Origin of the sequence: Terrabacter aerolatus (assembly GCF_007991735.1) — a bacterium.
In the GTDB taxonomy this organism is placed as follows: domain Bacteria; phylum Actinomycetota; class Actinomycetes; order Actinomycetales; family Dermatophilaceae; genus Terrabacter; species Terrabacter aerolatus.
Genome location: NZ_BJYX01000034.1, coordinates 1 through 25,074 on the forward strand (window position 1 = coordinate 1; position 25,074 = coordinate 25,074).

The 25,074-nt window shown below is 72.6% G+C and carries 23 protein-coding genes; 7 read left to right on the forward strand and 16 right to left on the reverse strand.

The window, feature by feature from the left end:
- Nucleotides 1-82 precede the first annotated feature (82 nt).
- The 9 genes from lysS to TAE01_RS19220 form a co-directional block, all read right to left on the reverse strand.
- Nucleotides 83-1,867 (reverse strand): lysine--tRNA ligase, encoded by a 1,785-nt coding sequence (gene lysS / locus TAE01_RS19180; RefSeq protein ID WP_147068416.1) that lies wholly within the window; start codon nt 1,865-1,867, stop codon nt 83-85.
- Between the two features lie 60 nt (nt 1,868-1,927).
- On the reverse strand, nt 1,928-3,238 hold the full coding sequence (locus TAE01_RS19185; RefSeq protein ID WP_147068417.1) for an adenylosuccinate synthase: 1,311 nt from the start codon (nt 3,236-3,238) through the stop codon (nt 1,928-1,930).
- Between the two features lie 157 nt (nt 3,239-3,395).
- On the reverse strand, nt 3,396-4,241 hold the full coding sequence (locus tag TAE01_RS19190; RefSeq protein WP_147068418.1) for a putative endonuclease domain-containing protein: 846 nt from the start codon (nt 4,239-4,241) through the stop codon (nt 3,396-3,398).
- A gap of 288 nt (nt 4,242-4,529) precedes the next feature.
- On the reverse strand, nt 4,530-5,360 hold the full coding sequence (locus TAE01_RS19195; protein WP_147068419.1) for a MerR family transcriptional regulator: 831 nt from the start codon (nt 5,358-5,360) through the stop codon (nt 4,530-4,532).
- Between the two features lie 60 nt (nt 5,361-5,420).
- Nucleotides 5,421-6,224 (reverse strand): Cof-type HAD-IIB family hydrolase, encoded by an 804-nt coding sequence (locus TAE01_RS19200; RefSeq protein WP_147068420.1) that lies wholly within the window; start codon nt 6,222-6,224, stop codon nt 5,421-5,423.
- Nucleotides 6,225-6,258: 34 nt separating this feature from the next.
- Complete coding sequence (locus TAE01_RS19205) at nt 6,259-6,666, reverse strand: DUF3151 domain-containing protein (protein WP_147068421.1); 408 nt, start codon at nt 6,664-6,666, stop codon at nt 6,259-6,261.
- Nucleotides 6,663-7,691 carry a class II fructose-bisphosphate aldolase gene (gene fbaA, locus TAE01_RS19210; RefSeq protein ID WP_147068422.1) on the reverse strand — a complete coding sequence of 343 codons (1,029 nt, stop codon included), beginning with the start codon at nt 7,689-7,691 and terminating at the stop codon, nt 6,663-6,665. Before fbaA ends, TAE01_RS19205 begins: the two co-directional genes overlap by 4 nt.
- Before the next feature lie 101 nt (nt 7,692-7,792).
- Nucleotides 7,793-8,584, reverse strand: a complete 792-nt coding sequence (locus tag TAE01_RS19215; protein WP_147068423.1) for a hypothetical protein — start codon at nt 8,582-8,584, stop codon at nt 7,793-7,795.
- A 185-nt stretch (nt 8,585-8,769) separates the two neighbouring features.
- Nucleotides 8,770-9,579 carry a GNAT family N-acetyltransferase gene (locus tag TAE01_RS19220; RefSeq protein WP_147068424.1) on the reverse strand — a complete coding sequence of 270 codons (810 nt, stop codon included), beginning with the start codon at nt 9,577-9,579 and terminating at the stop codon, nt 8,770-8,772.
- 71 nt (nt 9,580-9,650) lie between these two features.
- Here TAE01_RS19220 and TAE01_RS19225 point away from each other — a divergent pair, with 71 nt between their 5' ends.
- Nucleotides 9,651-11,063 carry an NAD(P)/FAD-dependent oxidoreductase gene (locus tag TAE01_RS19225; protein WP_147068425.1) on the forward strand — a complete coding sequence of 471 codons (1,413 nt, stop codon included), beginning with the start codon at nt 9,651-9,653 and terminating at the stop codon, nt 11,061-11,063.
- 95 nt (nt 11,064-11,158) lie between these two features.
- Here the strand turns inward: TAE01_RS19225 and TAE01_RS19230 are convergent, their stop codons facing one another.
- A complete protein-coding gene (locus TAE01_RS19230; protein WP_147068426.1) occupies nt 11,159-12,286 on the reverse strand; it encodes a M24 family metallopeptidase in 1,128 nt (375 codons plus the stop codon).
- Between the two features lie 77 nt (nt 12,287-12,363).
- Here TAE01_RS19230 and TAE01_RS19235 point away from each other — a divergent pair, with 77 nt between their 5' ends.
- Genes TAE01_RS19235 through TAE01_RS19250 form a run of 4 tightly spaced genes read left to right on the forward strand, consistent with a single transcriptional unit; the run spans nt 12,364 to nt 16,654 of the window.
- Nucleotides 12,364-13,752 carry a sensor histidine kinase gene (locus tag TAE01_RS19235; RefSeq protein ID WP_147068427.1) on the forward strand — a complete coding sequence of 463 codons (1,389 nt, stop codon included), beginning with the start codon at nt 12,364-12,366 and terminating at the stop codon, nt 13,750-13,752.
- Nucleotides 13,749-14,450 (forward strand): response regulator, encoded by a 702-nt coding sequence (locus TAE01_RS19240; protein WP_147068428.1) that lies wholly within the window; start codon nt 13,749-13,751, stop codon nt 14,448-14,450. The genes TAE01_RS19235 and TAE01_RS19240 overlap by 4 nt, the downstream gene beginning before the upstream one ends.
- 36 nt (nt 14,451-14,486) lie before the next feature.
- Nucleotides 14,487-15,425 (forward strand): ABC transporter ATP-binding protein, encoded by a 939-nt coding sequence (locus tag TAE01_RS19245; protein WP_147068429.1) that lies wholly within the window; start codon nt 14,487-14,489, stop codon nt 15,423-15,425.
- Nucleotides 15,422-16,654 (forward strand): ABC transporter permease, encoded by a 1,233-nt coding sequence (locus TAE01_RS19250; RefSeq protein ID WP_147068430.1) that lies wholly within the window; start codon nt 15,422-15,424, stop codon nt 16,652-16,654. The genes TAE01_RS19245 and TAE01_RS19250 overlap by 4 nt, the downstream gene beginning before the upstream one ends.
- Here the strand turns inward: TAE01_RS19250 and TAE01_RS19255 are convergent.
- Both TAE01_RS19255 and TAE01_RS19260 read right to left on the reverse strand, forming a co-directional pair.
- A complete protein-coding gene (locus TAE01_RS19255; RefSeq protein WP_186815302.1) occupies nt 16,638-17,906 on the reverse strand; it encodes an MFS transporter in 1,269 nt (422 codons plus the stop codon). The two genes, TAE01_RS19250 and TAE01_RS19255, sit on opposite strands and share 17 nt — an antisense overlap.
- Nucleotides 17,907-18,123: 217 nt before the next feature.
- Nucleotides 18,124-19,296, reverse strand: coding sequence for a citrate/2-methylcitrate synthase (locus TAE01_RS19260; protein ID WP_147068432.1), 1,173 nt, complete (start codon nt 19,294-19,296; stop codon nt 18,124-18,126).
- A 110-nt stretch (nt 19,297-19,406) separates the two neighbouring features.
- Between TAE01_RS19260 and TAE01_RS19265 the strand changes: the two genes are divergently transcribed.
- The gene (locus tag TAE01_RS19265) at nt 19,407-20,651 is read left to right on the forward strand and encodes a citrate synthase (protein ID WP_186815303.1); all 1,245 of its coding nucleotides are present in this window, start codon (nt 19,407-19,409) and stop codon (nt 20,649-20,651) included.
- 110 nt (nt 20,652-20,761) lie between these two features.
- Here the strand turns inward: TAE01_RS19265 and TAE01_RS19270 are convergent, their stop codons facing one another.
- From TAE01_RS19270 to TAE01_RS21010, 4 genes are all read right to left on the reverse strand, one after another.
- Complete coding sequence (locus tag TAE01_RS19270) at nt 20,762-21,364, reverse strand: TrmH family RNA methyltransferase (protein ID WP_147068443.1); 603 nt, start codon at nt 21,362-21,364, stop codon at nt 20,762-20,764.
- Between the two features lie 89 nt (nt 21,365-21,453).
- Nucleotides 21,454-22,209: an amino acid ABC transporter ATP-binding protein gene (locus TAE01_RS19275; RefSeq protein WP_147068434.1), complete on the reverse strand. Its 756-nt coding sequence runs from the start codon at nt 22,207-22,209 to the stop codon at nt 21,454-21,456.
- Nucleotides 22,206-23,060: an amino acid ABC transporter permease gene (locus TAE01_RS21005; RefSeq protein ID WP_246111466.1), complete on the reverse strand. Its 855-nt coding sequence runs from the start codon at nt 23,058-23,060 to the stop codon at nt 22,206-22,208. Before TAE01_RS21005 ends, TAE01_RS19275 begins: the two co-directional genes overlap by 4 nt.
- Nucleotides 23,057-23,932: an ABC transporter substrate-binding protein gene (locus TAE01_RS21010; RefSeq protein ID WP_246111467.1), complete on the reverse strand. Its 876-nt coding sequence runs from the start codon at nt 23,930-23,932 to the stop codon at nt 23,057-23,059. Before TAE01_RS21010 ends, TAE01_RS21005 begins: the two co-directional genes overlap by 4 nt.
- Before the next feature lie 380 nt (nt 23,933-24,312).
- Here TAE01_RS21010 and TAE01_RS19285 point away from each other — a divergent pair, with 380 nt between their 5' ends.
- A complete protein-coding gene (locus TAE01_RS19285) occupies nt 24,313-25,038 on the forward strand; it encodes a DedA family protein (RefSeq protein ID WP_147068435.1) in 726 nt (241 codons plus the stop codon).
- Nucleotides 25,039-25,074 lie beyond the last annotated feature (36 nt).

Sequence of the window (25,074 nt, forward strand, 5' to 3'; positions counted from 1 at the left end):
CCCGCCGCGCGAAAGTGCCCACTCGACCGACGTCGAGTGGGCACTTTCGTGCGGCGGGTGGGGCGCGGTCAGGGCGCCGGGCTCAGTGCCCGACGAGGGTGCGCACGCGATCGGCGCCGACCGCGAGGAGCAGCGTGGGCAGTCGCGGTCCCGTGTCCTTGCCGACGAGCAGGCGGTAGACGAGCACGAAGAAGGCGCGCTGGGCGGCCGACAGCTCGGGGTCCTTGACCTTGGCGTCGGGGTCGATGCCGCGCTGGACCTTGGGGACGCCGTAGACGAGGTGGGTCAGCCCGTCGAGCGACCAGTGCTGGTCGAGGCCGTCGGCGAGCAGTCGCAGTGCTTCCTGCTGCTGCTCGTCGAGGCTGCCGAGCAGCTCGGCGTCGGGCTCGGTTCGCACGATCGTGCGGTCCTCGGCCGGGACGTAGCCGAGCATCCAGCGCTCGGCGCGGTCGAGCCGGGGCCTCAGGTCGTCGGTGGAGCCCACCGGGTGGTCGGGCTCGAGCTCGCTGAGGATGCGGACGGCCTGCTCCTCGTCGCCCTGGGTGACGTCGATGACCGACGCGATGGTGCGGAACGGCATCGGGCGCGGCGTCGTGGGCAGCGGACCCGAGGCGGTCGACGTCGCCCGCAGGTGTGCCGCGAGGTCTCCGGCCTGGGCCGATCCGTCGGCGACCTTGCGCCCCAACGCATCCCACTCGTCGTAGAGGCGCTGCAGCTCCGGACCGAACGCGACGTCGAAGCTCTGGTTCGGGCGGCGACGGGCGTAGAGCCAGCGCAGCACCGGCGCCTCCATGACCTCGAGCGCGTCGGTCGGGATCGGCACGCCGCCCTTGCTCGAGCTCATCTTGGCCATGCCGGCGATGCCCACGAAGGCGTACATCGGGCCGACCGGGCGCTCCCAGCCGAAGATCGGCGCGAGGTCCTTGCCGACGACGAAGCTGCTGCCGGGGCTCTGGTGGTCGACGCCGGACGGCTCGAACATCACGCGCTCGTGGGCCCAGCGCATCGGCCAGTCGACCTTCCACACGAGCTTGCCGTTGGTGAAGGTGTCGAGGTCGACGGTCTCGGTGTGACCGCACCTCGTGCAGTCGTAGCTGAGCTCGTGACTGTCGTCGTCGTAGGCCGTGACGGTCGTGAAGTCGGTGCCGCACGAGCTGCAGAAGGGCTTGAACGGGTAGTAGCCCGCCTTGCCCTCGCTGCCGTCGTCCTCGGACGCCGCGCCGGAGCCGCGCTCGGCCTCGGTGGCGGCGGCGGCCTGCTCCTCGGTGAGCTTGGCCGCCTTCTGCTGCTGCTGCTGACCGCCCTTGGCCTTGCCGCTCGACTTCTGGCGGGCCGCCTCGACGGCCTCGAGCGTGCGGTACTGGTCGAGCACCGTGTCGATGGCGGTGCGCTCACGCATCGCGAGCAGCACCTGGTCGCGGTAGACGCCGGCGCGGTACTGCTCGGTCTGGCTGATCTGGCGCACCTCGATGCCGGTGGCCTCCATCGCCTCGATGAGCGGCGCCTTGAAGTGCTCGGCCCAGCTCGCGTGCGGCGACCCGGCCGGCGGCGGCACCGCGGTCAGCGGCATACCGATGTACTGCTCCCACGAGTCGTCCACTCCCGCAAGGTTCTTGGGCACGCGGCGGAAGCGGTCGAAGTCGTCCCAGCTGAGGATGTGCTCGCAGTCGATCCCGCGCCGCTTGATCTCGTCGGCGACGAGGTGCGGCGTGATGAGCTCGCGGAAGTTGCCGAGGTGGATCGGACCGGACGGGCTGATGCCCGACGCGCAGACGATCGTCTCGCCGGGGTTGCGCTCCTGCGCCTCGGCGATCACGTCGTCGGCCAGACGTGTGACCCAGTCGATCGGGGTGACCTCTTCAGTCATGGGTTCCCTTCAGTTACAGAGGCTTTCGTATGCCATGTGCTCAGGTGACGCGTGGACGCGTCAGCCCGCGACGGCGGGCTTGAGCGGGAAGCGCTCGATGATCTCGTCGCGGCCGGGACCGACCCCGATGGCGGAGACCCGGGCGCCGATGAGCTCCTCGACGCGCAGCACGTAGGCCTGCGCGTTCGCCGGCAGGTCCTCGAAGGTGCGGCAGGCGGTGATGTCCTCCCACCAGCCGGGCAGCTCCTCGTAGATCGGGGTCGCGTGGTGGAAGTCGGTCTGGTTGACGGGCATCTCGTCGTGGCGCACGCCGCCCACGTCGTAGGCGACGCACACCGGGACCGTGTCGAGACCGGTGAGGACGTCGAGCTTGGTGATGACGAAGTCGGTGACGCCGTTGATCCGGGTCGCGTAGCGACCGACGACGGTGTCCATCCAGCCGCAGCGGCGCGGACGGCCGGTCGTGGTGCCGTACTCGGCTCCGGTCTTGCGCAGGAACTCGCCCATGTCGTCGTGCAGCTCGGTCGGGAACGGCCCTTCGCCGACGCGGGTCGTGTAGGCCTTGAGGATCGCGATGACCGAGTCGATGCGGGTCGGCGGGACGCCGGAGCCGGTGCACGCGCCGGCCGAGACCGCGTTGCTCGAGGTGACGTAGGGGTAGGTGCCGTGGTCGACGTCGAGCAGTGTCGCCTGCCCCGCCTCGAAGAGCACCGTCTCGCCGCGGTCGAGCGCCTGGCTCAGCACGAGGCTCGTGTCGGCGACCATGGGAGCGAGGCGGGCGGCATACGACAGCAGCTCCTCGACGACCTCGTCGACGGCGGCGGCGCGCGTGTTGTAGATCTTGGCCAGGAGCTGGTTCTTCAGCTCGAGGGCCGCCTCGACCTTCTGGCGCAGGATGCCCTCGTCGTAGAGGTCCTGGATGCGGATGCCGACGCGGTTCATCTTGTCGGCGTAGGTCGGGCCGATGCCGCGACCCGTCGTGCCGATGCGGCGCTTGCCGAGGAAGCGCTCGGTCACCTTGTCGATGGTGCGGTTGTAGCTCGGGATGACGTGCGCGTTGGCGCTGACGAGCAGCTTGCTCGTGTCGACGCCGCGCGCCTCCAGGCCGTCGAGCTCCTCGAAGAGCACCGAGAGGTCGATGACGACGCCGTTGCCGATGACGGGCACGCAGTTGGGGCTGAGGATGCCGGAGGGCAGCAGGTGCAGCGCGTACTTCTCGCGCTTGCCGTCCTTCTCGATGACGACGGTGTGGCCGGCGTTGTTGCCGCCGTTGAACTTGACGACGTAGTCGACGCTGCTGCCCAGCAGGTCGGTCGCCTTGCCCTTGCCCTCGTCACCCCACTGCGCTCCGACGAGCACGATTGCCGGCATCGGTCTGCCTTCCGGTTGTGGTCCAAGCCAACCGCAAGGTTATCGGTTGCCGGCCCGTGCCACGGACGCCGCCCGCCTGCGCCCTCGGTCCTGCGATCCGCTCCGGGTCGCGCAAGGCAGGTCCGGTCCCACGACAGGTCACGGGACCGAAGCCGGCTCAGCGCGCCGAACCCGTGCCGGAGGCCCGACCTGCCGCCCGGCGCAGCGCCGCCTCGACGAGCGCGCGCACGCGCTCGGGTCGGTGCAGGTCGGCCCACGTCAGCCGGACGACCTCCCAGCCGAGCGAGCGGATACGGTCCTCGCGTCGCTTCTCCTCCCAGAGGTCCTGCGGAGCGGCGTACTTCGCGCGGCCGTCGAACTCCACGAGCACGCGCGTGCCGACGATCCCGAGATCGGCCCGGTAGCCGCGTCCGCCCGGCGTCAGGGCCTCGGTGCCGGGCACGACGAACTGGGGCACGGTGCGGTGACCGAGGTGGTGCAGCACCCAGGCGGCCACGGTCTCGCCCGGCGACTCGTGCCGGGCGTCGCACCGGGGCAGGGCGGCCCGGACCCGCTCGATGCCGGGGCGGCGGCCGACCACCTCCACCGCGAGCGCGAGGTCCGTGCGGGTCACCCGCCCGGCCCTCAGAGCCGCGTCGGCCGGGACGAGCAGCGCGCAGGGGGCGGACAGCCCGGCGAGCACGGCGGCGACGGCTGGATGGGCGGCACCGTCGGCCGAGTGCAGCCGTGCTGCCTCCGGGTGGACGAGGGCCGGGCGCACGACGAGGTCGGCCTTGCGATGCGCCTTGTCGCGACGGGCACCGGTCGGCTCCGTCCGCAGCAGGTGCGCCACCGACCAGTCCGGCTCGTAGGTGGGCAAGCCCAGCCGGAGCAGGGCCGAGGCGTCGCTCGCGACGGCGCGACCGGCATACTGCTGCAGCAGGGCCGCGAGGCGCAGGCCGTGGAGATCCTCGTCGTCGACGGGCGTGCGGGTGGCGAACCATCCGTGGTGGAGCCGGTGCACGGCCCCGGTACGAACCAGCCGCCGCAGCTCGGGCCGGTCGATCCCGACCGCGAGGGCGCGCGACAGGGGAAGACGTCTTCGCGGGCGATGAGCGAGAGCTGCATGGACCGACCGTCGCGCGTCGCGTCGGCGCGCACCAGCCACAGCCCTGCTCCTGTGGACCGTCAGGTGTGGTCGCGAGGGGGTGGGGACGACGGTTCGGTCCCACCATCCGGCTCCGGTCCGCCGACAGGTCGACGGACCGGAGCCGACTGGGAGTGCCCAGCACGTGTCGCCGGGCTGGGGGCGTCAGGCGACGGGCTGCTGCAGTTCGATGACCCAGTGGTCGGGGTCGTCCAGGTCGGCGACGTGGTAGACCTCGCGGCACGGGCCCGCGAACGACAGGCCGCGCGACTCGACCTCGCGCGACAGGGTCTGCCACGCCTCCCCGATGCCGCCGAGCGGCCCGCGCAGGGTCGTCACGAGCGCCCGGGGCTGCGCCTCGAGCTCGGCCAGCTCGAGGCCGGCGGCCGACGCTTCGGCCTCGCCCACCTCGGGCCCGACCGGGTAGGCCGCCGCGGCGACCAGCTCGTCGCCCTCCATCGTGTAGTGCCCCATCGAGGGCCCGGCCGGCTCGACGTGCGCGCCGCGCACGGCCTCCTCGACCTGGCCGAAGAGAGGCCCGACGACCTCGCCGACCTGCTGGCCCTCGGTGACGCGGCTGCTGCGCCGGACGACGCGGACGGCGGGCAGGGGCTGCTCGCGGAAGACGTCGAGGGTGACGGACGATGACATGGTGTGCTCCTTCTCGATCATCCGGAGACGTCGCTCGACCTGCTCGAGCCGTGCGCGGTCGGCCTGGATCTGCTCGGCCAGCTCGGCCCGACGCAGCCGCAGCATGCCGCGCAGCTGCTCGGCCGGCACGTCGTCCTCGAGGAGGCGCCCGCAGTCCTCGAGGGTGAACCCGAGGTCCTTGAGCGCCACGAGCCGGTTGGCCCGGTCGAGCTGGCCGGCCGAGTAGGACCGGTAGCCCGACGACGGGTCGACGCGGGCAGGTCGCAGCAGGCCGAGGGCGTCGTAGTGGCGCAGCATGCGCACCGACACCCCGGCCAGCCGGGCGAAGTCTCCGATACTCAACATGGTGCGTCCATCGGATCGTCTGACACGGTGTCAGGGTCAAGCATCGGGCAGCGAGCGCGGTCAGTGGGCGGCGAGCCAGTCCTCGAGGTAGGCGGCGACGCCGTCCTCGCGGTGGTGGGCGGTGACGACGTGCGCCGCGTCGAGCGCCGGCTCGACGGCGTTGGAGACGGCCACGGCCGTGCCGGCCACGGCGAACGCCGAGACGTCGTTGTGGTTGTCACCGAAGAAGACCGTGTCGGCCAGGTCGACGCCGAGCTCGCCGGCGAGGGCGCGCAGCCCGTCGCCCTTCGAGCAGGCAGAGTTGGCGATCTCGAGGTAGGTGGCCCTGGACCGGTACGTCACCATGCCGGGGCGGTCGGCGAGCGCCGCCTCGAGCTCGTCGACGAGCGCCGGGTCGCCCATGGCCATCACCTTGTGCGGCGGGTGCCGGTCGACGCGGCCCGACGCGACGTAGTCGTGGGCCGAGCCTTCGCTCGGGTCGACGGCGGTGATCGTCGCCTCGCGCTCGGCCCACTCGTCGGGGCCCCAGGCGTGCCAGTCGTCACCCGCGAAGAAGCTCGCGTGCAGGCCCAGCCGTGAGCACACGGCATACGCCTCCCGCGCGTCGTCAGGCGTGATCGGCACGTCGGTGACGACCGTGCGGTCGGCACGCAGCACGAGACCGCCGTTGTACGCGATGAGCGGGGTCGGCTCGACGCCGCAGAGACGCTCGAGACCCTCGAGGGACGCCGGCATGCGCGAGCTGCAGAGCACGAAGGTGTGCCCCGCCGACCGCACCGCCCGGATGGCGGCGACGGTGCGGTCGGAGAGGGTGCGCCGGTGGTCGAGCAGCGTGCCGTCGACGTCGGAGCAGAAGAGCGTCATGCGCAGGTGCGGCCGGTCAGGCCGGTCAGGCCGGTCACAGACCGAGCTCGCGCGCACCCTCGGCCGAGCTGTCGCGCAGGAACTGCGTGCAGCGGGCCTCCTCGTCGCTCTCGCCGATGGCGCGGGCGGCGCGAGCGAGCGCCGCCAGCGCCCGCAGGAAGCCGCGGTTCGGCTCGTGCGACCACGGCACCGGGCCCTGGCCGCGCCAGCCGGACTTGCGCAGCGAGTCGAGCGCCCGGTGGTAGCCGGTGCGCGCGTAGGCGTACGCCTCGACGTCGCGGTCGCCGTCGGCGAGCGCGTCCTCGGCGAGGACCGCCCACGCGAGCGAGCTCGCGGGGTAGGAGGCCGCCACCTGCACCGGGTCGACCCCGGCGTCGAGCTTCTCGGCCGCCGGGTCGACGGCGAGACGGGTCTCGGGGATGCCGAGCAGGTTGTCGCTCACTGGTGCGTGCCCGCCGAGCGCAGCGCGGTGCAGGCCTCGACGATGCGAACTGCCATGGCCTCCTCGGCCGCCTTGCCCCAGGCGCGCGGGTCGTACAGCTTCTTGTTGCCGACCTCGCCGTCGACCTTGAGCACGCCGTCGTAGTTGCCGATCATCCAGCCGGCGATCGAGCGGGTGAAGGCGTACTGCGTGTCGGTGTCGACGTTCATCTTGACGACGCCGTTGTCGACGGCGGCCGAGATCTCCTCGGGCAGCGAGCCCGAGCCGCCGTGGAAGACGAGGTCGAAGGGGCGCGCGTCGTCGGAGAGACCGAGCTCCTCGGCGGCGGCGTGCTGGGCCTGCAGGAGGATCTCGGGGCGCAGCTTGACGTTGCCCGGCTTGTAGACGCCGTGGACGTTGCCGAAGGTCAGGGCCGTCAGGTAGCGGCCGTTCTCGCCGGCGCCGAGCGCCTTGATCGTCGCGATGGCGTCCTCGGGGGTCGAGTAGAGCTTCTCGTCGATGGCGCCCTCGACGCCGTCCTCCTCGCCGCCGACGACGCCGACCTCGATCTCGAGGATGACGTTCGCGGCCTTGGCGAGGGCGAGCAGCTCCTGCGCGATCGACAGGTTCTCGTCGAGCGGCACGGCCGAGCCGTCCCACATGTGCGACTGGAACCACGGCGTGCCGCCGGCCTGGACCCGCTCGGTGCTCGCCGCGAGGAGCGGGCGCACGAAGCCGTCGAGCTTGTCCTTGGGGCAGTGGTCGGTGTGGAGCGCGATGTTGACGGGGTAGTTCTTGGCCACCTCGTGCGCGTAGGCCGCGAAGGCGAGCGAGCCGCTCACCATGTTCTTGATGCTCGGGCCGGAGAGGTAGTCGGCGCCACCCGTCGAGACCTGGATGATGCCGTCGGAGCCGGCGTCGGCGAAGCCCTTGAGCGCGGCGTTCAGCGTCTGCGAGCTCGACACGTTGATGGCGGGGTACGCGAAGGAGCCGGCCTTCGCGCGGTCGAGCATGTCGGCATACACCTCGGGGGTGGCGATGGGCATTGCAACTCCTGCTGTCTGGGAAGCGGGTTCACGATCCTCGGAAATCCTGCCACGTATGCCGTCACGTGCCCACGGGTGCCCACCCATCGGTGAGCGCCCGCTCAGAGCAGTCGTGCCACGAGCACGACGAGGGCGCGCTGCTCCTCCCCCTGCTCCCATCCGCTGCCGTCGAGCGAGGCCCAGACGAGGTGGCTGCCGCGGCGGAGCAGGACGACCTCCGCCGACCCCGCGCCGTACTCCGACCGCACCGTCCCCACAAGGGCGTCGACGCCGTCGACGCGGCTCGGCACGGCCTTGGCGCAGGACGCGAACGCGGCGCGGACGTAGTCGACGAGACCTCCGGGGTCGCCCGCGGCGAGGTCGACGAGGCTGTAGGTGACGGCCTTCGTCCCGGCTGAGCTCTCCGGCGGGGCCTGGTTGCCGGCCTGCTTCGGCATCGTGAGGAGGTAGCCCTCGACGAGGCGGCGCGCCCGGCTGGCCGGGACGAACGCGTCGGCGAGCTGGTCGGTCCACGGCACGAGGCCGTCGCAGTGCGGCCGGGACGGCAGCCCACCGGGACAGCGGGCCGGGTCGGCGGCGTCGGGACCCGGCACGACCTCCTTGGGGGCGGAGAACGCGCTCGTCTCGGCCCCGGGGAAGACGGCGTCGAGGGGCACCCGTCCCTTGCCCGTCAGCGGACGGGTCGTGGTGCACTGCGGCGCCGCCTCGATCGGGGTCATCCCCGGGTCGGGCTGGGTCGTGGCCGGGTCCGGTCCGGGGACCGCCGACGCGGTGGTGCCGGCGGAGACGGAAGCAGGCGCAGCCGCGGTGGCGCCTCCCACAACCGGGTCGGTGCCCGCGGCAGTGCACGCGCCGAGCACCCAGACCGCCGCCGCGACGGCGGGTAGCACCACGGCGGTGCGCGGAGCGCGCGACCGCGACCGCCGCTCAGCCGGCAGTCGGCGCTCAGCCGGCAGTCGGCGCTCAGCCGGCAGTCGGCGCTCGGCCGGCAGTCGGCGACCGGCCGGCTCGGCCCGCGGATCCCGGGATGCCCGCGTCAGCACCGTCTCCCGCGCCCCTTCGTCACCACAGGAGTGTCTCAGAGGCGTCCCGTGGCAGGGTCGAAGACGTAGGGGGTCGTCGTGGCGACGCGGTGCAGGCCGAGGCGGCGCAGGATCGGCTCGGAGTCGGGCGAGGCGTCGACTCTCACGTAGTCCTTGCCGCGCTCGAGACCGAGTCGCGCACGGTGCAGCAGGGTCGCGCGGTAGAGGCCGCGACCGCGCCACTCGGGCAGCGTCGAGCCGCCCCACAGGCCGGTGAACCCGCTGTCGTCGTACTCGGCGCGGGCGCCGCAGAGCACCGGTCCCCCACGGGACTCCTCGACGACGACGACGTCCATCGAGCGCGGGCGGCTCACCCACTCGGGATAGAGCGACTCCGTGACCCAGGCATGGGTGTCGTTCCACACGGTCTCGGACATCACACGCATCCGCTCGAAGTCCTCGAGGCAGTCCGCGGCACGCACGACGACACCCTCGGGCAGCGCGAGATCCTGGGCCGCGAGGGGGGCCGCCTCACCGAGGATGAGCGCCTCGTCGTCCTCGCGGACGAAGCCCGCTGCCTCGAGGCGCGCGCCGAGGTCGCTCGGCTCGTCGTAGTCGTAGGTCTTCCACTCGACGCGTCGCCCGCGCTCGGCGAAGAAGTCACGCACCCGGGCGATGCGGCCGTCCGGATCGTCTCCGAGCCCGTCCGGGCTCTCGACCATCGCGAAGTGACCGGCCGGGTCGAGGTCGTACTCCATGCGCACCGGACCATCGAGCTCGACGGGCCGCTCCGGTGTGCCGAGCGGGACGGGGGCGCGCGACTGGTCGTGGAAGGCGCGCAGGAGCTGGTCGGGGGTCGCGGTCACGGCAGGGACTTCGCTCTGGAACGAACTGGGGTTCACAGGCCCCAGCCAAGCATGGTCGAATCCGTCTCGTCATGCCTGTTTCCCCGCTCTCGCCCCGCGCCGCTGCCGCCCTCGCCGACGCGCGACCCGTGCCGTTCTGGACCGACCGCCCCGAGCGGCCCGAACCGCGCGCTCCCCTGACGGGCGCCGCGCCGCGCACCGACCTGCTCGTGGTGGGCGGTGGCTTCACCGGACTCTGGGCCGCGATCCAGGCGAAGGAGGCCGACCCCTCGCGCGACGTCGTCGTCATCGAGGCCGGGCGCCTGGCCGACGGCGCGTCCGGTCGCAACGGTGGCTTCATGGCGCCGTCCCTGACCCACGGGCTCGCCCAAGGTGTCGGCTGCTGGCCCGACGAGGTGGAGCTGCTCGAGCGGCTCGCGTCCGAGAACGTCGCGGCCATCGAGAGGACGCTGACGGCATACGACATCGACGCGGACCACCACGTGCCGGGCGAGCTGACTCTCGCACTCACCGAGCACCAGATCCCCTCTGTCCGTGAGTCTTTCGAGCTGCATCGCAGTCACGGCCTGCCCGTCGAGCTGCTCGACGCCACCGAGGCCCGGGCTCGTGTCGACTCGCCGCGCTATCTCGCCGGGATGTACGACCCGGACGTCGCGCTCGTCGACCCCGCACGCCTCGTCTGGGGGCTGGCACGGGCTGCCGAGTCGCTCGGCGTGCGACTCCACGAGCACACGCGCGCAACGGGATTCGACACCGAGGGCGCCGGCGTCAGGGTCACGCTCGACAGCGTCTCGATCCACGCTCGACGCGTCGTGCTCGGCACCAACGCGTCGCAGGGGGTGCTCAGACGGTTCAGCGCGTGGGTGCTCCCGGTCTACGACCACGTGCTCATGACCGAGGCCCTGACCCCGGCCCAGCTCGACGCGGTCGGCTGGAAGGGACGCGAGGGCCTGACCGACGCGGGCAACCAGTTCCACTACTACCGAAGGACGCTCGACGACCGCGTGCTCTTCGGTGGCTACGACGCGAACTACCACTTCCCCGGCCGCATCGACCCGGCCCTCGAGCAGAGCGACGCGTCGCACGGCCTGCTCGCCGACCACTTCCTCGACCTCTTCCCGCAGCTCGAGGGCATCCGGTTCACCCACCGCTGGGCCGGCGTCATCGACACGACGTCACGCTTCACGCCGGTCTTCGGCACCGCGCTCGGCGGACGAATGGCGTATGCCGTGGGCTACACGGGGCTCGGCGTCGCCTCCACGCGCTTCGGCGCGGCCGTCGCGCTCGACCTCGTCGACGGCCGGGACACCGAGCTGACGAGGCTGGGCATGGTGCGCCGCAAGCCGATCCCCTTCCCGCCGGAGCCGATCCGGTATGCCGCCGTGCGCGCCACCCGGTCGTCGCTCGCCGCGGAGGACCGCACCGGTCGTCGCAACCTGTGGCTGCGCGCCCTCGACCGGGTGGGCGTCGGCTTCGACTCCTGACGACCGTCAGGCGTCCCGAGTCACCGGTCGACGTGTCGACCCGGAGCAAAGTGCCCACTCGACGTGGGGACGGGCCCGCCCGACGGGGCGTGGGGTCAGAGGACGACGAGGTCGGTCGGGCGGGTGTTGAAGCGCTCGACCCCGTCGTCGGTCACGGCGACGATGTCCTCGATGCGGGCGCCCCAGCGACCGGCGAGGTAGACGCCGGGCTCGATGCTGAACGTCATCCCCGCCTCGACGGGCAGGTCGTTGCCCGCCACGACATAGGGCTCCTCGTGACCGTCGAGACCGATGCCGTGCCCCGTGCGGTGGATGAAGTGCTCGGCGAGACCGGCCTCGGCCAGGACGTCCCGGGCCGCGCGGTCGATCGCCTCACACGTCACGCCCGGCCGCACCGACTCGACGGACGCCTGCTGCGCCGCCTGCAACGCGGCGTAGGCCGAGGCCACGTCGCGCTCACGGGGCGTGCCCACGGCATACGTCCTCGTGCTGTCCGAGCCGTAGCCGGAGGGCAACGGGCCGCCGATGTCGACGACGACGACGTCCCCGCCCTCGATGACGCGGTCGCTGACGGAGTGGTGGGGGCTCGCGCCGTTGGGACCCGAGCCGACGATGACGAAATCGGCTGTGGCGTGGCCCTCCTCGACGATGGCGCGGGCGATGTCGGCGGCCACGTCGGCCTCGGAGCGGCCAGCGCGGAGCCACTCGTGGACACGCGCGTGGACCCGGTCGATCGCCGCCCCGGCCGCACGCAGCTCCGCGAGCTCGGCGGCGTCCTTGCGCATGCGCAGCTCGCGCAGGACGGGACCGGCGAGCTGCTGGTCGGCGGCCCCGGCATCGCGCAGCCGCAGCAGATGCAGTGCCGGCGTCATGTCCGAGACGGCGACCCGTCCGGTCGGCACGCCGCCGAGCGCGAGGGCGTAGGGGTCCTCCCCGTCGACCCACGTGCGCACCTCGACGCCGAGGTCGGCGAGCGGCACGTGGCCGAGACCGGCGTACTCCAGCGCGGGCGAGACGAACACCGGAGCCACGGCGCCGTCGGTCGGCACGACCAGGGCCGTGAGCCGCTCGAACGAGGAGCCGGCGATCCCGGTGAGGTAGCGCAGGTCCGAGCCCGGGGAGACCACGGTCGCAGCGACACCGGCGACGGCCGCGTGACGGCGCAGGCGATCGAGGCGGGAGCGCATCGTCGGGACGTCGAGGACGGAGGAGGTCACACCCATGCGCCGACCGTACCGCCGCCACGGTCTCCCCCTCGAGGGGGACCCGGGTCCGTGCCCCGTCTGCCTAGGCTGGGCCCATGGACCGCCGGTGGACAGCGCTCGTGGCGCGGGTGCAGACCTACTTCGGCGTCGACACCGACTGGGTCCGCGTCCCGGCCGACCCTGCCCGGACCCGACGGCTCGACACGTGGCTGGCGCTGGCCTTCCTCGTCACCGGCTCGCTCGGCGTCGAGCTGCTGCGCAGCGTCGACGCCCTCGGCTCGTTCCAGGACTCGTGGCTGTGGCCGCACCTCGTCGTCCTCTCGGGCACGCTGCCGCTCGTCTGGAGACGGCGATGGCCGCTCGTCGTGGCCGCCGGACTGTCGCTGCACTTCTTCGTCGTCGGCATCACGATGCCCGGGGTCGTCGCGTCGGTGCCGATGCAGGTCGTCTACTTCGTCGCCATCTTCACCGGTGTCGCCTGGGCCCGCGACCGCCGCCTCATGATCGGTGTCGTCGTCGCGATCGTGCTGCTGATGTTCGGCTGGCTGACGTGGCAGTTCGCCGTGGGCTCGGGCATCGAGCAGGCGCTGAGCCGCAACGGCCGGCTGCCCCGGCGGCAGGGCCTCTTCGGTCCGGCGACGGCCTACGTCGTCTACAGCCTGCTCATCAACGCCTTCTACTTCGGCGGCGCCATCGTCGGAGGGCAGGCCGCGTGGCGCTCGGCGATGCGCCGGGACCGGGTGACCGACCAGGCCCGGACCATCGAGGCGCAGGCCGCCGGGCTGCGGCGCCAGGCGGTCGTCGAGGAGCGGTTGCGCATCGCCCGGGAGCTGCACGACGTCGTCGCCCACCACATCTCCGTCATCGGGATCCAAGCGGCGGCCGCGCGGCGGGTGCTGCGGCGCGACGCCGACGCGGCCGAAGGCGCCCTCCGCTCGGTCGAGACGTCCTCGCGCGAGGCCGTCGCCCAGATGCGGGGACTGCTCGGGACGCTGCGCGCCGACGACGTCGAGGCGTCACCGGACGGCTCGCCCCCACGCGAGCGCACCCGGGCGCCCGAGCCCGTGCTCGCCGACGTGCCCGCTCTGGCGCGAGCGGCCTCGACGCAGGGTCTCGACGTCGAGTGCCACGTCGTCGAGGACTCCTCCGGCGCCGTCGCCTCGGTCCCGGCACCGTTGGGGCTCTCCCTCTACCGCACGGCCCAGGAGGCCCTCGCCAACGTGCGACGCCACTCGACGGCCACCTCGGCGACCGTCTTCGTCCGCGTCGACCGCCGACCCGAGCACGGCTTCGCGCACGGGTACGCCGAGGTCGAGGTGCTCGACGGCGGTCGCCCGCGCTCGGGCACGTCGGGGACCGGCCTCGGCCTCCTCGGGGTCCGCGAACGCCTCTCGACCCACGGCGGGACGAGCGAGATCGGACCGCGCGTCACGGGCGGCTACCGCGTCCGCGTGCGCATGCCGCTGCCCGAGGAGGCGTCGTGACCGCGCCGACGCGGGTGCTGCTCGTCGACGACCACCGGCTCGTGCGGTCGGGCTTCTCGCTCATCCTGTCGGTCGAGGAGGACCTCGAGGTCGTCGGTGAGGCGAGCGACGGGGACGAGGCCGTGCGACTGACTCGTGAGCTGCGCCCCGACGTCGTGCTCATGGACGTGCAGATGCCCGTCATGGACGGCATCGAGGCCACCCGCAGGATCGTGGCAGACGGCGCGTCGAAGGTCGTCATCCTCACGACCTTCGACCGTGACGACTACGTCTTCGCCGGTCTCGGCGCCGGGGCCAGCGGCTTCCTGCTCAAGAACTCTGACGCCGAGCACCTCGTCGAGGCGGTCCGTGCCGTGGCGGGCGGTCATGCGCTGCTGGCCCCCGAGGTCACCCGCCGGGTCATCGAGCAGATGGCCGGCTCGACCGGCCCCGCCGAGAACACCGGTCGCCGAGGGTCCCGCGACGAGCGTCTCGACGACCTGACCCCGCGCGAGCTCGAGGTCCTCGGTCTCGTCGGGCGGGGCCTGTCCAACGCCGAGGTGGCCTCCCGGCTCTTCGTCGGCGAGGCGACCGTCAAGACCCACCTGTCCAACGTCTTCGCCAAGCTGCACCTGCGCGACCGGGTCCAGGCCGTCGTGCTCGCCTACGAGGCCGGGCTCATCCTGCCGGGGGATGCAGCGGATCCACCCCGCGGCTGATCCCGCGCCTACCGTCGGGCGCCTACCGTCGGGGGCATGAGCACCATCGGGGACCAGACCACCGGACCGGGCGCCGGCCCGCGGGCCACCGCCGACATCGAGCTGCGGCACCTCTCCCGCACGTTCGGCGACATCCGCGCCGTCGACGACGTCAGTTTCACCGTCAGCGCCGGCACCCTCACGGGCTTCGTCGGCGGCAACGGCGCGGGCAAGACGACGACGATGCGCATGGTCATGGGCGTCCTGTCCCCCACCGGCGGCGAGGTGCTGTGGGACGGCCGGCCCATCACCCAGCTCGACCGGCGCACCTTCGGCTACATGCCGGAGGAGCGCGGCCTCTATCCCAAGCAGGCGGTGCTCGACCAGCTCGTCTACCTCGGCCGGCTGCGCGGGCTGGGAGCCACGGCGGCCCGGGCCTCGGTGACGAGCCACCTCGAGCGGCTCGGCCTCGCCGACCGCGCCAAGGACCACGTCGAGAAGCTCTCCCTCGGCAACCAGCAGCGCGTGCAGATCGTGGCCGCCCTCATGGGTCGCCCGCGGGCCCTCGTGCTCGACGAGCCGTTCAGCGGCCTCGACCCGGCAGCCGTCGACAGCATGGCCGACCTGCTGCGCGAGCACACGTCACGCGGCGTGCCGGTGCTCTTCTCCTCCCACCAGCTCGACCTCGTCGAGCGTCTCTGCGAGCGCCTCGTCGTGCTGGCGCGGGGGCACGTCGTCGCCTCTGGCACCCCCGAGGACCTGCGCTCGCACTCCGTCGCGCGGCACCGGCTCGTCCTGTCGGGCGACGCGGGCTGGGTCCGCGACGTCGCAGGCATCCACGCCGTCGACGTCGACGGGCCGACGGCCCTGCTGGAGGTCGTCGAGCACGGCGCCGAGCGGCGCCTGCTCGAGGAGGCTCTGCGCCGCGGCGAGGTGCACGAGTTCTCGCCCCAGCGACCCAGCCTGGCCCAGATCTACCGTGAGGTGACCGCATGACCACCGTGACCCGACCCCCCGTCGACGACACCGTCAGCGACGCCCTCTCGCTCGACGAGGGGGTCGGCCGCCCGTGGGCGATCGTCGCCCTGCGCGAGATCGTCGTGCGCCTGACGAACCGCGCCTTCATCGTCTCGACCCTCATCACCCTCGTCTTCATCGCCGGCTTCGGGGCCTTCTCGGTGTGGCAGGGCAGCCGGACGACGACCTACACCGTGGCCGTGGCCGGCGCGGAGGGCCGCCAGCTCGTCGAGCGCGCCGCCACCTCCGCGCACCGCGCCGACGACAAGGTCACCGTCGAGGCGACGGTCGTCTCGGGCGCACCGGCCGCGCGCGCCCTCGTCGACGGCGGCACCGCCGACGCGTGGCTGCACCAGACCGGCTCGGGCTGGACGCTGACGTCCGCGGACGACGCCGACCTCGCCCTGCGCACGGCCGTCGAGACCGCCTTGCGCGACACGGCGCTCGAGCGCAACGCCGCGGCCGCGGGCACCACCGTCCAGGCCCTCGAGCTGGGCACGACCCTGACGACGACCCGCTTCGACGGCCAGATCGGCAACAGCGGCCTCGTCAAGGGAGCGACGTTCGCCTTCGCCCTGCTCTTCTTCATGGCCGCGATGATGTTCGGCCAGCAGATCGCGGCCAGCGTCGTCGAGGAGAAGCAGTCGCGCCTCGTCGAGATCCTCGCGACGGCGATCCCCTTGCGGCAGCTGCTCGCCGGGAAGATCCTCGGCAACTCGGTCATCGCCCTCGGCCAGGTGGTCCTCTTCGCGGCCGTGGGTCTCGTCGCGGTGTCGTTCACCGACGCGTCGACGCTCCTGCCCACGCTCTCGACCGCCGTCGTGTGGTTCGTGCTCTTCTTCGCCGTCGGCTTCTTCGCCCTGGCCTGCCTCTACGCCGTCGCGGGCGCCCTCGCCTCACGCACCGAGGACCTCCAGTCGACGACGGCCCCGATGACGATGATCATCATGGCGGTCTACGTCGCGAGCTTCGGACTGAGCGGTCGCGCCCTCGAGGTGGCCTCGTTCGTGCCGATCGCGTCGGTCGTGTCGATGCCGGGGCGCCTGCTGGCCGGTGACGCGGCCTGGTGGGAGCCGGTGCTCGCGCTCCTGATCATGGCGGCCTTCTCCGCCGTGACCGTCGTCGTCGGCGAGCGAATCTACCGCCGCTCGCTCCTGCAGAACCGGGGCCGCGTGTCGTGGAAGCAGGCGCTCACGGCTCGCGACTGAGCCCGGTCCGTCCCGGGCGCTCGCCCTCGACCGTGATGCCGCGGTAGGGCGAGCACCACAGGACGAGCGCCGACACCACGAGCCCGACGACCCCGGCCGCGATGGCCGTTCGGTTCCCCCACGCGGCCGCCATCGCGCCACCGAGCGGCGCCGCCACGGCGATCGAACCCCAGTTGAACGAGCGGATCGTCGCGTTCATGCGCCCCCTCAGCCGGTCGGGCGTCACGAGGTTGCGGTAGCTCATGTCGAGCGGCCCCTTGAGCCCCATCGCGATCCCGAAGAGCGCGTTGGCCACGAGAGGCCACACGACGGCATACGTCCCCGGCCGGGCGAGCAGCAGGAGGGCGTATGCCGCGGGGCTGAGCCACCCCGCCGTCGTGACCACCGGGCCGGTGCCGAAGCGTCGACCGAGGCGCGGGGCGAGCCCGGCCCCGAGGACGCCGGTCACGCCGGTCGCGGCGAGGACGAGGCCGACGGCGAGCGCGTCGAGGTGCAGCTCGGTCGTGGCGAAGTAGACGAGCACCGTCGTGACCATGGCGTTGGCGAAGAACCAGAGGTGCAGGGACACGGCGTACGGGCGCAACGTCGGGTGCCGGTAGACCCACGCGGCTCCCTCGCGCAGCTCGGTCCAGAGGTGCCGCTCGGTGGCCTGCTCGGGACGCGCCTCCTCGACGCGGACGGTGGCGAGCACGAGGGCCGACACGGCATACGACACCGCGTCGACGAGCACGGCCACCGGCGCCGACAGCAGGCGCACGAGCGCGCCCCCGACGAGGGGGCCCAGCGACCGGGTCGCCGAGTAGGTCTGGGAGAGGCGGGCGTTCGCCGGGGCGAGCCCCGCGCTCGGCACGATGGCCGGCAGCAGCGACAGGTGGGCGGCGGTGAAGAACATCGACGCCGACCCGGCGCAGAAGACGAGGACGGCCAGGACCGCCACCGTCAGGTGACCGGTCAGGGCGAGCGCCCCGACGGCGCCGAGCAGCACGGCGCAGAGCAGGTCGGCGACGACGAGGAGCGGCTTGCGGCGCACCCGGTCGACGACGACGCCCGCGAGCAGGCCGAAGAGCAGGTAGGGCAGCCACTGCGCGGCCCGGACGAGGCCGAGCGCGGTCTGGTCGGCGTGGAGGGTCTCGATGAGGAGCAGCTGCAGGGCGAGGGTCGAGACGAACGTCCCGAGGTTCGAGATGCCGTCGGCGACCCAGTAACGGACGAAAGCCCCGGAACGGGAGGTATCGACCAGCTGGACGCCCACGTTTCTCCCCCTCTGACCCGCTACCGACGATTCCTTGACACCACCTTGTCGAGTTCTGACCTGTTGGGCGAGCCGAGGCGCGCCATCTTGCCCTACCGTGGACGTGACGTTCGGAGGGCTCCGGGCGACGAACAGCGACCGGATGCTCCCCCGGTCGCGCCGAGCAGGCCCCGGCAACCGGATGCGTCGGGGCCTGCTCGATGCCCTCTCGCCCGGGTCAGGCGGGCAGCGGGGTGCGCGTGCCGCTCGGTACCGGCTGGGGCGGCGGCGGGCCCACGTAGCGCGCGGCCGGGCGGATGATCTTCGGGTCGCGGCTCTGCTCGAGCACGTTCGCGGTCCAGCCGACCGCTCGGGCGACGCAGAAGGTCGGCGTGAACATCGACGGCTCGAGCCCCGCGAGCTTCATCACGACGCCGGCGTAGAACTCGACGTTGGCGTGCAGCTCCCGCCCCGGCTTGAGCTCGGCGAGGGCGGCCTCGACGGCGTCCTCGACACCGACAGCGAGGTCGACGAGCGGGTCGTCCCAGCCACGAGCGATCGTCTTGAGCATCTCCGAGCGCGGGTCGCGGGTCCGGTAGACGGCGTGCCCGAACCCCATGATGCGGGCGCCCGACCCGATGCGCTCGCGCACCCAGCCGTCGGCCCGGTCCAGCGAGCCGATCTCGTCGAGCGCCTCGAGCGCCCGGCTCGGCGCACCCCCGTGCAGGGGACCCGAGAAGGAGCCGATGGCGCCCACGAGGCAGGCCGCGAGGTCGGCGCCGGTGCTCGCGATGACCCGGGCGGTGAAGGTCGAAGCGTTGAAGCCGTGGTCCATCGTCGCGACGAGGTACTGCTCGACGGCCCGCGCGTCACGGGCGGCAGGCAGCTGCCCGGTCACCATGCGCAGGTAGTCCGCGGCGTGGGTCAGGGTCGGGTCGGCCGGGATCGGTTCGAGCCCCCGGTGGAGTCGATGGGCGGCGGCGAGGATCGTCGGCGTGATGGCCACCGCCGCCATGGCGGCGGCGCGCTTCTCGTCCTCGTGGCAGTCGTAGAGGGGGCGCAGGCCGGCGATGCCACCCCACGCCGACAGGGCGGTCCGCAGCACCTGGAGCGAGTCGGACGTCGTCGCGCAGACCGCGGGCAGCAGGTCGGCGAGGCCCTGCGGCAGCACGCGCAGCCGCCCGGCCTCGGCCGTGAACGACGCGAGCTCGTCGGCGTCGGGGAGGTGACCGCGCTCGAGCAGGTGCCAGGCCTGCTCGAAGCCGACCTGCTGCGCGAGCTCGACGGCGGAGTACTGCCGGTAGTGGAAGAAGCCCTCGTCACCGCGGACGTCGCCGAGCTCGGTGTCGGTGACGACGACCTTGGCCAGGCCCTTCGGGACGGTGATGAAGCCGGTGGGGTTGGTGGACATGGGGTGCTCCTCTCGGGTTCACTCGTCACTCTCAGCGATGTTGATCAACACCGTCAATGTTGATCGCGTCCACTGTTGACGCGATCAACCCCGACCGTGCAGGAGGCGACGTGACCCAGGCACCGGGCACATGGATCACCACGACCGAGGCCGCCCAGCGGCTCGGCGTCAAACGGGCGACCCTCTACGCCTACGTGAGCCGGGGCCTGCTGCGCAGCGAGCGCCGACCGGGCCAGCAGGAGAGCCTCTTCGACCGCGCGCAGATCGACGCCATGGCCTCGGCGACCCGCCCGCCGGGCGGTCCGCAGCCGGTGCTGCGCTTCCGGAGCATCGCGACGGCGGTGAGCAGCCAGGTCGAGGGCGACCTGCTCTACCGCGGCCATCCCCTCCACGAGGTCGTCGCGCTCGGGTCGCTCGAGGACGCCGCGGCGATCGTGCTGGACACCCCGGTGGCAGCAGCGGTTCCGTCACCGACCCTCGCGACGGTGGGCACCGTGGACCTCGGATCGCTCCCCGTCGAACGCCGGATGCCGGTCGCCGTGCAGCTGCTCGCCGCGGCCGACCCGTTCGCGTCGGACACCGATCCCCATCGGGTGCGCGCCGCCGCCGTGCCCACGCTGCGCGCCGCCGTGGCCCTGGCCGGGGGAGTCGCGCTCGCACCGGCGAGAAGTACTGGGTCCGGCGGCTCCTCGGGCGACCGCACCCCTGCCGGTGGCTCGGACCCGGGTCGGGCTCCGGACCTGGCGACGCTCGCGCTCGCCGCACTGGGAGGCTCGCCCGCTCGCGCCTCGGCCGGAGACGTCGCCGTGCTCCGGGTGCTGCTCGTCGCCCTGCTCGACCACGGCCTGACCGCCTCGACGGTGGCGGCCCGGGTGTCGGCCTCGACGCGCGCCGGTCTCCACGACTGCCTCTCGGCCGCGTATGCCGCCATGGCCGGACCGCTCCACGGCGCGGCTCCCGTCGCCGCCCACCCGCTGCTCACCGAGGGCGTCGACCCCGAGGTCCTCGTGGCCCGTTCGCTGCGGGAGCGTGGTGGGGTGGCGGGGTTCGGGCACTTCCTCTACCCGGACGGCGACCCCCGGGCGGAGGTCGTCCTCGAGGCCCTGTGGCGCCGGCGCGGCACGACGCGCCTGCGGCGGCGGGTCGAGCGGCTGGTGGCCATCGTCTCCGACCGCACCGGCGCTCTGCCTAACATCGACCTCGCGAGCGCCGCCGTGCTGCACGCGCTGGGCCTGCCGGCCGGGGCCGGGGAGGTCGCCTTCCAGGTCGCCCGCTCGATCGGGGTCGCCGCCCACGTCGCCGAGGAGTACGCCGAGGAGCCGCTGCGCTGGCGCGGCCGCGACCCCACGGGCTGACCCACCCACCCCGCAACACACCGAAGAGTGGCCAACACCCACCGGTTGCAACCGCCGGCGTTGCCCACTGCTCGGTGTGTTGCGGGTGGTGGTGGTGGGCGGTCGGTCGGTCAGGGGTGCTGGTCGAAGACGTGCCGGCGCACCCAGGCGTGCATCGCGACCGCGGCGGCCGCCCCCGCGTTGATCGAGCGGGTCGAGCCGAACTGCTCGATGTGCAGCACCGCCTGGCACTCGGCGCGCATCGGCTCCGAGAGCCCCGGGCCCTCCTGGCCGAAGACGAGCACGCACCGGCGCGGCAGGTCGAAGGTCTCGAGCGGCACCGAGCCCGGCAGGTTGTCGATGCCGAGCAGGGCGAGCCCCTCGGCACGGGCCCACTCGGCCAGGGCGGCGGCATCGAGGTGGTGGTGCTCGTGCTGGTAGCGGTCGGTCACCATGGCGCCGCGGCGGTTCCACCGCCGCCGCCCGACGATGTGGAAGGCCTGGGCGCCCATGGCGTTCGCCGTGCGGATGACCGAGCCGATGTTGAAGTCGTGGCCCCAGTTCTCGACGGCGACGTGGAAGTCGTGGCGCCTCGTGTCGAGGTCGGCGACGATCGCGTCGTGCCGCCAGTAGCGGTACGCGTCGACGACGTTGCGACGGTCACCGTGCTCGAGCAGCTCGGGGTCCCAGTGGTCGCCGTCGGGCCACGGACCCTCCCACGGCCCGACCCCCACCCGGTCCGCTGACGTCGCGGTGTCGTCGCCGTCGGCCCGCTCGTCCGCGTCGTGCCTGACGCCCGCGTTGCCACGGTCGCCCGAGCCGCTCACGACACGAGCCGCGAGAGGAACTGCCTGGTGCGCGGCTCGCGCGGAGCCCCGAGCACCTCCGCCGGCGGTCCCTGCTCGAGCACGCGCCCTCCGTCGAGGAAGCACACGGTGTCGGCGACGTTGCGGGCGAAGCCCATCTCGTGCGTCGACAGGATCATCGTCATGCCCTCCTCGCGCAGCTCGCCGAGCAGGTCGAGCACCTCCCCGACGAGCTCGGGGTCGAGGGCGCTCGTCACCTCGTCGAGGAGCAGCAGCTGCGGCGAGTTGACCATGGCGCGGGCGATGGCGACCCGCTGCTGCTGACCGCCCGACAGGTCGTCGGGCCGGGCCCGGGCCTTCTCGGCGAGGCCGACGCGCTCGAGCATCGCCAGGGCCCGGCTCTCGGCCTCGGCCCGGGCGACCTTGTGCACGCGCCGGGGCGCGAGGGTGACGTTGTCGAGCACCGTGAGGTGCGGGAAGAGGTTGTAGGCCTGGAAGACGATGCCGGTGCGCGAGCGCACCTCGTCGGCGTCGACCCTCGGGTCGGTGATGTCGAGCCCGGCGAGCGTGATGACGCCGTCGTCGACCTGCTCGAGCAGGTTGATGCAGCGCAGCAGGGTCGACTTGCCCGAGCCGGAGGCGCCGATGAGCACGACGCACTCCCCCGGCTGCACGTCGAGGTCGACGTCGTCGAGCACGACGTTGTCGCCGAAGCTCTTGCGCAGGCCACGCACCGACAGCAGCGGGGCCTCGAGTGCGGGCTGTCCGGTCACAGCGTGCCTCCTGCTCCGTGCCAGCCCTGCTTGCGCGCGACGCGGTCGGTGAGCCGAGCCATCGGGATCGTCAGGCAGAGGAAGAGGACACCGGCGACGACGTACGGCGTGTAGTTGAAGTCCGTGGCGGTCTCGATCTGGGCTGCGCGGATCGCGTCGATCGCGCCGAGCACGGCGATGAGTCCCGAGTCCTTCTGGAGGGAGACGAAGTCGTTCATGAGCGGGGGCGCCACCCGGCGAACCGCCTGCGGGAGCACGACGTGGCGCAGGGTCTGCCCGTTCGAGAGCCCGAGCGCGCGCGACGCGGCGCGTTGCGAAGGGTGCACCGACTCGATGCCGGCGCGGAAGACCTCGGCCACGTAGGCCGAGTAGGACAGGATGATCGCGACGGCGCCCCAGAAGACGAGCTCGGTCGGCACGTTGGGCAGCCGGAGCGCCGGCACCCCGAGGCCGAGCAGGAGCAGCAGGAGCAGCAGCGGCAGCCCACGGAAGAGGTCGACGTAGACCGTGGCGAGCAGGCGCAGCGGGAAGAAGATCGGCCCGCGCAGGGTGCGCATGATGGCGAGCGTCAGTCCGAGGACGAGGATCGAGAGCCCGCAGACGACCATGAGGCGGATGTTGAGCCACAGGCCCTTGAGCACGGCCGGGAACGACTCGACCGCCTTGTCCCAGCTGAAGAAGGTCTCCTGGACCCGGGGCCAGCCGGCCGAGTGCGTGATGAGCCAGCCGAGGACGCCGAGCACGACGACCGTGCTGACGGCCGAGACCGCCGCCGACCGCACCGTGCGCGAGCGCCGGAAGGCCCGGCGGTCCGTCTCGATCGACGAGGGCGACCAGGTGCTCTCGCTCACTTCAGCTCGGGGGCGCCCGCGTTGGCGAGGTACTGCTGCTGCAGCTTCTCGAGCGTGCCGTCGGCGCGCAGCGCGTCGACCGCCTTGGAGACGCACGGCGTCAGGGCCGAGTCCTTGTCGAGGACGGCGCCGAACTGTTCGGGCGAGCCGGCGGTCGGGAGCTGGCCGACGATGACGCCGTTGTCGAGCTGCGCCGCCGTCATGTAGAAGGCCGTCGGCACGTCGACGACGATGCCGTCGATCTGCTTGTTCTTCAGGGCCTGGACGGCGACGTCGTTGGTGTCGAAGACCTTCGGGTCGTTGCTCGGCTTGATCTGGTCCTGCACGGCCTTGAGCGACGTCGTGCCCACCTGGGCTCCGAGGTTGGCGCCCTTGAGGTCGGCGACGGTCGTCTTGCCGTCGATCGGGCTGCCCTTGTAGGTCACGACGGCCTGGCGCACGTCGTAGTAGCCGGAGCTGAAGTCGACGGCCTTGCGGCGGTCCTGCGAGATGGAGACCTGGTTGACGTCGAAGTCGAAGCTCTTGGGCGCGGGCGAGATCGCGGTGTTGAACGGCACGACGGTCCACTTGACCTCGCTCTTGGCGAAGCCGAGCTTGCCGGCGATGGCGTAGGCGACGGCGGACTCGTACCCCTTGCCGTTGCTCGGGTCGTCGCCGCTGAACCACGGCTCGTAGGCCGGCTTGTCGGTGCCCACCGTGAGGGTGCCGGCCGTGACGAGCTTGAGCGAGTCCTTGGCGCAGGAGGCGGCCGCGGCGGTCCCGGTGCCACCGGCGGCGCCGGTCGACGCGTCGGGGGTGGACGATCCGCAGGCACCGAGGGCGGCGACGGCGAGCGCGGCGACGGCGGCGAGGGCGAGGCGGGGACGGGGCATGCGGGCTCCTGCGGACGGGTGGTTTTCGACGTGCAGAGTCTACGAGCGGGAGGTATGCCGTCCGATCCGGTCCGCGATCCGGTCGCGTCCCCGACGGGACGGGAACCACGTGGGCCGGCGGCGGCATCGCAGCCGCATCCGGTCGGACCGGGAGGAGGACCGCACGTCCGCCGTCCCACCCCACCGAGACGGGGTGGCCCCGAGTGCCCGGCGGGTGCGGGTCCTCCTCCCGCGCTCCCTGCGCCCATGGTGACCCGCGGTCCGCCGCCGACGGAAGGCGGGCCGGGGCAATCGATACGGGTTCGAGACCCGCTCGCGACCCCAGGCGACGGCCAGCGTGGATTCAGGCGTTCCCGGCGACACGGCATACCCTGTCTCCCATGCACCTACTCGCCGCCCTGCCGGCCGTCGCTCCGGCCCTCGGCCCGAAGTGGATGGACCCCACCTACCTGCTCGACCAGTACCAGGGGGCGTTCTTCGCCATCGCCCTGGTCATCGTCTTCATCGAGTGCGGTCTGCTCTTCCCGATCCTGCCCGGCGACTCGCTGCTCTTCGCCATGGGGCTGTTCATCGCCACGGGCCAGATCCACATCAACCTCGGGCTCGCCATGGCGGGTCTGGCGGTCGCGGCCTTCCTCGGCAACGTCGTCGGCTACGAGATCGGTCGCGCCGTCGGCCGTCCGCTCTACAAACGGCAGGGCCGGTTCATCAACACCGCCAACTTCGACAAGACGAACGCGTTCTTCGACAAGTACGGCAACCGCGCGCTCGTCATCGGCCGCTTCGTGCCGATCGTGCGCACCTTCATCACCGTCGTGGCCGGCATCGGCCGCATGCACCGCCAGCGCTTCTTCGGCTGGAGCGCCGTCGGCGCGGTCGCGTGGGTGGCCAGCGTGACCCTGCTCGGCTACTTCCTCGGCCAGGCGTTCCCGGGCCTGACGAAGAACATCGAGTACGCCATCCTCCTCGTCGTGCTCGTGTCGCTGCTGCCCATGGTCTACGAGTTCGTCAAGCACCGTCGGGAGGCCAAGGCGATCGCCGCCGAGGCCACTGACGCCGTCGGCGACGCGAGCGACCGCGTGAGCGGACCCGACCGGGCCTCCTGAGCCACCTCCGCGTGGTCCCGTCGAGCCGCGGACCTC

Coding starts and splice junctions, on each gene's coding strand:
- lysS (WP_147068416.1), bottom strand. CDS start 1,867: ATGACTGAAGAGGTCACCCCGATCGACTGGGTCACACGTCTGGCCGAC.
- TAE01_RS19185 (WP_147068417.1), bottom strand. CDS start 3,238: ATGCCGGCAATCGTGCTCGTCGGAGCGCAGTGGGGTGACGAGGGCAAG.
- TAE01_RS19195 (WP_147068419.1), bottom strand. CDS start 5,360: ATGTTGAGTATCGGAGACTTCGCCCGGCTGGCCGGGGTGTCGGTGCGC.
- TAE01_RS19200 (WP_147068420.1), bottom strand. CDS start 6,224: ATGACGCTCTTCTGCTCCGACGTCGACGGCACGCTGCTCGACCACCGG.
- fbaA (WP_147068422.1), bottom strand. CDS start 7,691: ATGCCCATCGCCACCCCCGAGGTGTATGCCGACATGCTCGACCGCGCG.
- TAE01_RS19225 (WP_147068425.1), top strand. CDS start 9,651: ATGCCTGTTTCCCCGCTCTCGCCCCGCGCCGCTGCCGCCCTCGCCGAC.
- TAE01_RS19230 (WP_147068426.1), bottom strand. CDS start 12,286: ATGGGTGTGACCTCCTCCGTCCTCGACGTCCCGACGATGCGCTCCCGC.
- TAE01_RS19235 (WP_147068427.1), top strand. CDS start 12,364: ATGGACCGCCGGTGGACAGCGCTCGTGGCGCGGGTGCAGACCTACTTC.
- TAE01_RS19245 (WP_147068429.1), top strand. CDS start 14,487: ATGAGCACCATCGGGGACCAGACCACCGGACCGGGCGCCGGCCCGCGG.
- TAE01_RS19250 (WP_147068430.1), top strand. CDS start 15,422: ATGACCACCGTGACCCGACCCCCCGTCGACGACACCGTCAGCGACGCC.
- TAE01_RS19260 (WP_147068432.1), bottom strand. CDS start 19,296: ATGTCCACCAACCCCACCGGCTTCATCACCGTCCCGAAGGGCCTGGCC.
- TAE01_RS21010 (WP_246111467.1), bottom strand. CDS start 23,932: ATGCCCCGTCCCCGCCTCGCCCTCGCCGCCGTCGCCGCGCTCGCCGTC.
- TAE01_RS19285 (WP_147068435.1), top strand. CDS start 24,313: ATGCACCTACTCGCCGCCCTGCCGGCCGTCGCTCCGGCCCTCGGCCCG.